Below are 4,035 nucleotides of genomic sequence, written 5' to 3'. Positions count from 1 at the left end.
TGTACGGATTGATCTCCTCGCTGTGCAGGCTCCTCGCCAGCGTCTGGTGCTTCATCTGCAGCAGCACCTTGATCACGCCCGCCGCACCGGCGGCGAGCTCCAGGTGACCAATGTTGGTTTTGACCGAACCAACCCCGCAGTAGCTGATCGGCAGTGCCTCACCGCCCTCGCTGAGCTCGGCGAACGCGCTCTTCAAACCTTGGATCTCGATCGGATCACCCAGCGGGGTCCCGGTCCCATGCGCCTCGATATAGTTCACCGTCCGAGGATCCACGCCGGCTTGCGTGAAGGCTTCCTTGATCACGCCGGTCTGTGCTTTTGGATTGGGCGCCGTCAACGAGCTCGCCCGCCCGCCGTGGTTCTCCGCGCTGCCCCGGATCAGCCCATAGATGTGATCCCCATCCCGCTCGGCGGCGCTGAGCTTCTTGAGCAGGAACATGCCCACGCCCTCACCGCGCACATAGCCGTTGGCCTGCGCCGAGAACGTCTTGCAGCGGCCGTCCTCGCACAGCATTCCAGCCTTGCTGAAGCTGACCTGCACTTCGGAGGCGACCAGCAGATTGACGCCGCCGGCAATCGCCATCTCGCATCTGCCGGAGTTCAGCAGCATCTCGGCCCGATGCAACGCCACCAGCGAGCTCGAGCACGACGTCTCGATCGGCTCGCTCGGCCCGTGCAGGTTGAGCAGGTAACTCATGCGGTTCGGCCCCATCGAGGCCACCGCACCCGGCGCACTGTAGCCCTCCACCGCACAGCCGTTCTGAGCCAGCATGCTGCTGTAGCCGCTGTTGCCAGTCCCCACCAGAATGGCCGTATTGCTTCCCGCCAGACTTTGCGGGGCATATCCGGCGTCTTCGATCGCCTTCCACACATACGTCATCAGCACGCGCTGCTGCGGATCCATCGACTCGGCTTCCAGCGGGGAGATGCCGAAGAACAACGGATCGAAGTGGTCTGCACCTTCGATCAGTCCCGCCCGTTTGATATTGGTCTTGTTCAGCTCCTTGTGAGGGTCGCCATAGAGCTGCTCCCAATCCCAGCGGCTGTTCGGTATCTCGCCGATACAATCCCGGCCGGCCTTCAAGTTCTCCCAGAACTCCTCCAGGTCCCTCGCCTGCGGGAAGCTTCCGCTGATACCGATGATCGCGACCGGCTCGCGCTCAACACTACGCGTGTCCCCTGCTCTCACCAGTTGGGGCCTGCCGAACCTGGAAGAACGCTTGCGATCAATCACCTCCGGCAGCGGTTGCACCACGGCGGAGCTGGCCCCTGCCGCGCTCATCGGCTTCACCGCGCCCCCAAAATGCTTGAGCATCTGCGGGCGATGGTCTCGGACCAGATAACCGGCCAACCCCTGCAGGGTCGGATACTCGAAGAACACGACCGGGCTGATCGCCAGATCGTACTTCTGGCTCAGCGCATCGCCGAACCCGGTGAGCATGATCGAGTCGAACCCGTACTTGCTCAGCTCGTCGTCGACCTGGATCCCGTTCCGGTTGATCTTCAGGACTTCGGAAGCGATCCTCAAGAGCGCCGCCAGCACCTTCTCCTGCAGTTCGGACGCCTCACTCGTCGTCTGCTCCGATCGGATGACCGGAGTCGCCGGCGCCGCGGACAAAGAGCGTTCAGTGACTGGCTCAAGCGAGGGCTCGACCTGGGTTAGCTCGGCTTGAGCGGGCTCGGTTGGACCCATCAACCGCTGCCTGATGCGGCTGGCCTGACCGAAGAAGACTGCCGTTTGCGACACACCAAGCCGCAATGCGGCCGTCAGCGCTTGAATGCCTGCCGCAGTCTCCAGCGGCACCATCCCCGTCAGGCGCCGCATGCGCTCCTTGCTCGACGCCTCGACCTGCATGCCACCCGCCGCCCATAGCGGCCAGTTCACGCTGAGCGTCTGGCCATGCCGCAGCCCCTGCGCCGCCAGCTCGCTGCGGTGATGCGCATAAGCGTCCATGAAGGCATTGGCCGCCGCATAATCCGCCTGCCCCACATTGCCGGTCACACCGGCAATCGAAGAGAACAGAATAAATCGATCCAGCGGCAACTCGGCCGTCGCCCGGTCCAGATTGAACAGCCCCATCACCTTCGGCGCGAACACGTCCCGAAGCTCGAGCGACGTCTTCTTCTGGACCAGGCGGTCGCGCAGCACGCCTGCACAGTGGATCACCGTATCCAGGCTGCCATACTCGGACGTGATGCTCTCGATCAGATTGGTCACCGCGATCGGATCGCTGACATCGACCGCGCGGTAGTCCACAACGGCACCACCGATCCGCAAAGCCTCGAGCTGCTCGTACTTGGCAGGAGCAGCCGAACGCCCCGTCACAACGATCACCACGTTCTTGGACTGGCTCACAATCGCTTCGGCGATCTGCAGCCCCAGCCCGCCCGCGCCACCCGTGATCAGGTAGACCCCGCCGTCCTTGCACAACGCTGCGTCGACTTCGGCCGAGGTTGGCGCCTGCAGGCCCATCACCTCGCGCCGGCCATCCACATAGCGGACGTCCTGTGCCCCGGAACCTCCCTCGACCGACAGCTCCAGCACAGCCTCCCGCACCGGAGCTGCTGCTTCGATGGCGATCACCTGACCGATCAGTCTCGGATTCTCCTGGCTTGCGCTCTTGAGCAGTCCCCCCAAACCACGCAGGACCGCGCTCTCGCCAGCCGCTGGAACAACCAATTGAACCAGGACGCTGCCTTCCGCGGTGGCCTGCAGCGCCTCTTGCAAATATTGCAGCAACTGCTCGGCATAGTCGGTATAGCGTTCGGCAAAGGATCCCGCCCGGCTGTCCAGGCGCGTTACGTTTGCTTGCGTCAGCTCGGTTGCAACCGCGTCCTCCAGCTCTTGCACCTCACACAACACGATATGGTGCCTGGCGTACCCCGTTGACCTCCGAGCCGATGGCGCTTCGCTTTGCCAGACCGGCGTCAGCATCACGGTTTGCGCCTTCTCGACCTCGCCATCGCCCTCCATGACGCGCGAGGTGAAGTTGTGCAGCCTTACGCACACCCGACCCGCCGCATCGGTGACGTCGATGTCCAGCTTCTGGACCGCCGCGTTGGCGGGGTTGTCGGCATGACGTCTGACCACCGACACCGCATCGTCGGGGATCGGGGCAAAGATCGTGATGCTATCCAGCGCAAACGGCACGCGCAGCTTGCCAAGACCCGAGGTGTTCAGTTGCTCCAGGCCGATCGACACCTGCAGCGCACTGTCCAGCAACCCGGGATGCAGCACATACGCCCCGCGCGTCCCGACAACGCTGTCGTCCAGACGCAACTCGCCCACGACCAATGTCGCTGCTTGCGCGTCCGTTCCCATCCTCAGTTGCTGCACCGAACGGAACGCCGGCCCCAGCGTCAGTCCCACCGAGTTGAACGCCTGGTAGCACTGCTGCCCGCTCGCCGTCTCCGTGCATCGCGCCTGCAGCTCCGCGAGGTCCAGGGCCGGAGCGACCTCGTCCGACACCACCACCGCCCGTCCCCGGGCATAGACCCGCTCGCCCTTCTCACTCTCCACGGTATACGCCGTAAAGCCGATCACCCCGGAGTCTTCCAGCGTCAGCGCGATGTACAGCTCGACCGGCTCTTCACCCACCACCAGCGGCTGAAGCCACGCAACGTTCTCCAGACGAACCGCCAGAGCTCCGTCGCCCGGCTCGTCGAGCGCGTGCAGGATCGCCGCTCGCGCCATCTCCAGATAGGCAACGCCGGGCAGGATGCGCTGACCATGCACGATGTGGTCCTTCAGGAAGAACTCTTCGCCGGTGAACACCGCGCTGAAGCGTTGCTGCGTGAAGTCCGAGATGTTCCGCTGCACCAGCGGATGCAACACCGCCGCGGCCGCAGTCTGCGTCTGCACCAGAATCGGCTTCCCGGTTGCCGGCAGCCAATAGCTCTCCTTGGCGAAGGGATAGGTGGGCAGGCTCAGCCGCGCCGGCCGCGCGGCGCCGTACAGCCGGGTCCAGTCGAACATCAGGCCCTTGACCCACAGGTCCGCCAGCTTGGCGTGCTTGCCCTTGGCAAGCCACGTCT

The 4,035-nt window shown here is 64.3% G+C and carries 1 protein-coding gene; it reads right to left on the bottom strand.

Translation table 11 applies throughout. From position 1 onward, the window contains the following. A partial coding sequence (locus TSA1_RS38625; protein WP_145984447.1) for an SDR family NAD(P)-dependent oxidoreductase occupies positions 1-4,035 on the bottom strand: 4,035 nt, incomplete at both ends.

Source organism: Bradyrhizobium nitroreducens, from assembly GCF_002776695.1.
GTDB lineage: Bacteria > Pseudomonadota > Alphaproteobacteria > Rhizobiales > Xanthobacteraceae > Bradyrhizobium > Bradyrhizobium nitroreducens.
This window is presented reverse-complemented; position numbering and strand designations above follow the sequence as displayed.